The sequence below is a fragment of the Actinomadura sp. KC06 genome (assembly GCF_004348735.1).
In the GTDB taxonomy this organism is placed as follows: Bacteria; Actinomycetota; Actinomycetes; order Streptosporangiales; family Streptosporangiaceae; genus Spirillospora.
The window spans coordinates 1-3,809 of sequence record NZ_SMKT01000323.1; the positions used below are offsets into that span (position 1 = coordinate 1).

Consider the following 3,809-nt stretch of genomic DNA (forward strand, 5'->3'; position numbering starts at 1 on the left):
GTGGGGCTGCTGGCGGCGACGCTGCTGGCCGGGGTGCTGGTCGGCTCGGCAGGGCTGCCCATCACGGGGGTGCTGAAGGCGCTGGCGGACAGGCTGCCGTTCGTCCACGTCGACTCCGGCCTCGCCGTGATCGACGAGAACGTGCTGTTCGAGTTGCGGGTGCCGAGGGCGTTGATGGCGGCGCTGGTGGGCGGGATGCTCGCGCTGGCGGGCGCCGGGTATCAGGGCGTGTTCCGCAATCCGCTCGCCGATCCGTACCTGCTGGGCGCGGCGGGCGGCGCCGGGGTCGGGGCGACCGTGGTGATCGCGCTGGTGCCGGGCGATCCCGGATACGGGGTGCCGCTGGCGGCGTTCGTGGGCGCGATCTTCGGGGTGTTCCTGGCGTACGCGCTGGGCAGCACGGCGGGGCGCGGCAACGGGGTGGCGACGCTGGTGCTGGCGGGGGTCGCGGTGTCGTCGTTCCTGGCGGCGGTGCAGACGTTCGTCCAGCAACTGAAGGCGGAGGAGCTGCAGCGGATCTTCTCGTGGATCCTCGGCGGGGTCGGGTCGGCGGACTGGCATCAGCTCGCGCTGATCGCCCCCTACGCGCTGGTGTCGACCGTCGTGCTGCTGGCGCACGGGCGGCTGCTGGACGTGCTGAGCGTCGGTGACGAGGAGGCGGCCGCGCTGGGCCTGTCGGCGGCGCGGGTGCGGCTGATCGTGCTGGTCGCGGCGTCGCTGGCGACGGCGTGCGCGGTGGCGGTGAGCGGGTTGATCGGGTTCGTCGGGATCGTGGTGCCGCACGCGGTGCGGCGGCTGGTGGGTGGTTCGTACCGGATCGTCCTGCCGCTGTCGCTGCTCGGCGGCGCGGCGTTCCTGGGGGTAGCGGACCTCGTGGCGCGGACGGTGATCAAGCCCGGCGAGCTTCCGCTCGGCGTCGTGACGGCGTTCGTCGGCGGGCCGTTCTTCGTCGCCGTGCTGCGCGCCAGCCGCAGGCAGGTGGACACGTGACCATCGAGATCCGGGGGCTGGACGTGGCGCTCGGCGGGCGGCCTGTGCTGAAGGGCGTGTCGCTGGACGTCCCGGCCGGGTCGTGGACGGCGGTCATCGGGCCGAACGGGGCGGGGAAGTCGACGCTGCTGCGCGCCGTCCTGGGTCTGGTGGCGTCCAAGGGCGGCATCACGCTGGCCGGTTCGGACCTGGCGGCGCTGAAGCCGAGGCAGCGGGCGCGGCTGATCGCCTACGCGCCGCAGAGCCCGAACATCCCGGTCGGGATGACCGTCTTCGACTACACGCTTCTCGGACGTTCCCCCTACATCCCGCATCTCGGACGGGAAAGCGCCCGAGACAGGGCCATCACGGCGGACGTCCTCGACCGGCTGGATCTCACCGGGTTCGCGTCCCGTCCGATGGATCAGCTCTCGGGCGGTGAGCGGCAGCGGGCGGTGCTGGCGCGGGCGCTGGCGCAGCAGACGTCGGTGCTGCTGCTGGACGAGCCGACGACCGCCCTGGACATCGGCCACCAGCAGCAGGTGATGGAGCTGGTCGACCAGCTGAGGCTCTCCGACGAGCTGACCGTGGTGACGACGATCCACGACCTGACGCTGGCGGGGCAGTACGCCGACGCCCTGGTCCTCCTCTCGGACGGACGGGTCGCCGAGGCGGGGCCGCCTTCGCAGGTCCTCACCCGCGCCGCCGTCGAGGAGCATTTCGACGCTCGGGTGCACGTCGCCTCCGGCCCCGGCGGCCGGCCGATCCTCTCGCTGGAACGTCCCCTGGAACGTCCTCTGGAGCGCCCGTGAAGGTCGAGATGACGTGGCGCGAGGAGGACGGGAAGCGGCTCGCGTCGACGGTGTGGCGGGCGGGCGGCGGGCATCGGATGATCTCGTCGGCGATGCTGGGCGGCGGGATCGGCCCGGCCCGCTGGGTGCTGAACGCGCAGGTCGCGGGCGGCTATTCGCGGACGGACCCGGTCGTCCATCTGGAGGAGCTCGCCGGGTCGCACGGCTTGACCGGCCCGGGCGTCGGCATGCTCACGGCGGCGTCGGTGTCCCGCACCATGCGGCGTGACGACGAGGGCGTGAGCGTCTCCGCGACGGTCGGGCTCCGCGTCCCGACCTGGGCCGCCGCACCCGCGAACGTGCCCGACCCCGAACTCGCGCCGATGCACCTGGACGGCACCACGCCGCCGCTGCGCACGACCGGGGAGACGTCGCCGGCGTGGACGCCCGGGACGGTCAACATCGTCGTCGCCGTTCCGGTGCCGTTGAGCGACGCGGCGCTGGTGAACGCGGTCGTCACCGCGACCGAAGCCAAGACGCAGGCGCTCCTCGAAGCGGGCTATCCGTGCACGGGCACAGCGTCCGACGCCATCTGCGTCGCCGCCACGACCACCGGCGGGGCGCTGGAGCCGTTCGCGGGGCCCCGTTCGGCGTGGGGTTCGAGGATCGCCCGCGCCGTGCACGCCGCCGTCCTTGCCGGTGCGCTCGACTACGCCGCCTACCTGGAGGCGCGCCAATAGGTACCGGCCGCCGTACCACCCCGGTGCGATACGGCGGCCGGTTTCAGGGCCAGTGCAGTGTGGGAAGGGCCTCACCTCCAACCTGTACGACGTCCCACCAGCGAAGGTCAGCCAGCGTGCGGCAGGCGATGTCCGTTACGGGTCCTGGGGTCGGTGGCGAGCGGGTCGGTGGCGCGCCGCCCGCCCGCGAGCGGGTCGGTGGCGAGCGGGGCGGCGCCGTTCAGGGGCGATCCGTTCACCGGCGGGAGGGGGTGCAGCCCGGTCGGCGGCTCCCGGTCGGCGACCGGCTGCGGGCCTCCTCCCCAGGCGTTGCGGTGGCCGTCGGTGACGGCGGTGAGGGCGTCGACGCGGCGGCGGGCGCGGTCGGCTTCGGCGCGGGCCGCGTCGCGTTCGGCGGTCAGGGCCTTCACCGCGGCCCGCAGCTCCTCGGCCGTCCGGGACAGCTGCCAGTTGTGCCGCTCGAACTCCCGCGCCCGCGCCTGGAACTGGTCGCAGTCGGCGACGGCCTGGCCGCGTTTGGCCTCGGCGTCGCGGACGGCGGAGCGCAGATCCTCGGCCGTGCGCTTCGCGGCGTCCGCCTCGACGCGCTGGCCCTCGGCGAGGGTCTCCGCCTCCGACAGCCGTCCGTGCAGGGCGACCAGTTCCGAGCGCGCGTTCTCCAGTGAGGCGAGCAGTTCGCCTTCGCGGGCGGCGACGCGGTCGCGCTCGCGTTCCGCGGCGAGACGGGCGGCGCCGGCGGCTTCGGCCTCGTCCTTGGCGTCCTGGCATTCGCGCCTGGCGGCGTCGAGTTCGGCGGTGAGGCGTCCGGCCTCGGCGCGGACGGACGCGGCGTCCCGCTCGGCGGTGTCCGCGCGGTCGCGGGCGGAGGCCGCCTCCCGCCATGCGGCCTCCGCCTGCTGCTGGGACGCGTCGCGCTCCCGCTGCGCGATCGCGATGTGACCGGCGGCGTCCGCGCGGGCGTCCGCGATCCGCCGCTCGACGCCGGCGACGCTCAGTTCGGACATCAGCGCGCCCGCGAGCCGGTCGGCGGCGCCTTCGAGCCGGTCGACCATCTCCCACGTCCAGGCGACCTGGCCGGTCAGCCCCTGGGACTCCAGCCCGCGTTCGCGGCCGTCGCGCGCGGACCGCTCGCAGGCGCCGTCGCCGTCCTGGCAGTAGCGGACGGCGCGGACGCCGGGCGCCGGCTGCGGCACGGGCCGTCCGCAGCCGGCGCACGGCCAGACCGCGACCGGGTCACCGAGGCGTGTGATCCCGCCGCGGTCGTCTCTGGGTGAAGCGGAGGCGGCGGCAACCGCGGCTTGGGGGGCGG

4 protein-coding genes are annotated in these 3,809 nt (G+C 74.8%); 3 read left to right on the forward strand and 1 reads right to left on the reverse strand.

Features of this window, described 5'->3' with window-relative positions; genetic code table 11:
• The 3 genes from E1287_RS42355 to E1287_RS42365 all read left to right on the forward strand — a co-directional run.
• Positions 1–990: iron ABC transporter permease (locus tag E1287_RS42355; protein ID WP_243719825.1), on the forward strand; the 990-nt coding region annotated here is incomplete at its 5' end.
• Complete coding sequence (locus E1287_RS42360; RefSeq protein ID WP_207934803.1) at positions 987–1,781, forward strand: ABC transporter ATP-binding protein; 795 nt, start codon at positions 987–989, stop codon at positions 1,779–1,781. The genes E1287_RS42355 and E1287_RS42360, both read left to right, overlap by 4 nt.
• Positions 1,778–2,500, forward strand: coding sequence for an adenosylcobinamide amidohydrolase (locus tag E1287_RS42365; protein ID WP_347814010.1), 723 nt, complete (start codon positions 1,778–1,780; stop codon positions 2,498–2,500). The genes E1287_RS42360 and E1287_RS42365 overlap by 4 nt, the downstream gene beginning before the upstream one ends.
• Before the next feature lie 107 nt (positions 2,501–2,607).
• Here the strand turns inward: E1287_RS42365 and E1287_RS42370 are convergent.
• On the reverse strand, positions 2,608–3,809 hold a 1,202-nt coding region (locus E1287_RS42370), incomplete at its 5' end, for a chromosome segregation ATPase (RefSeq protein WP_207934804.1).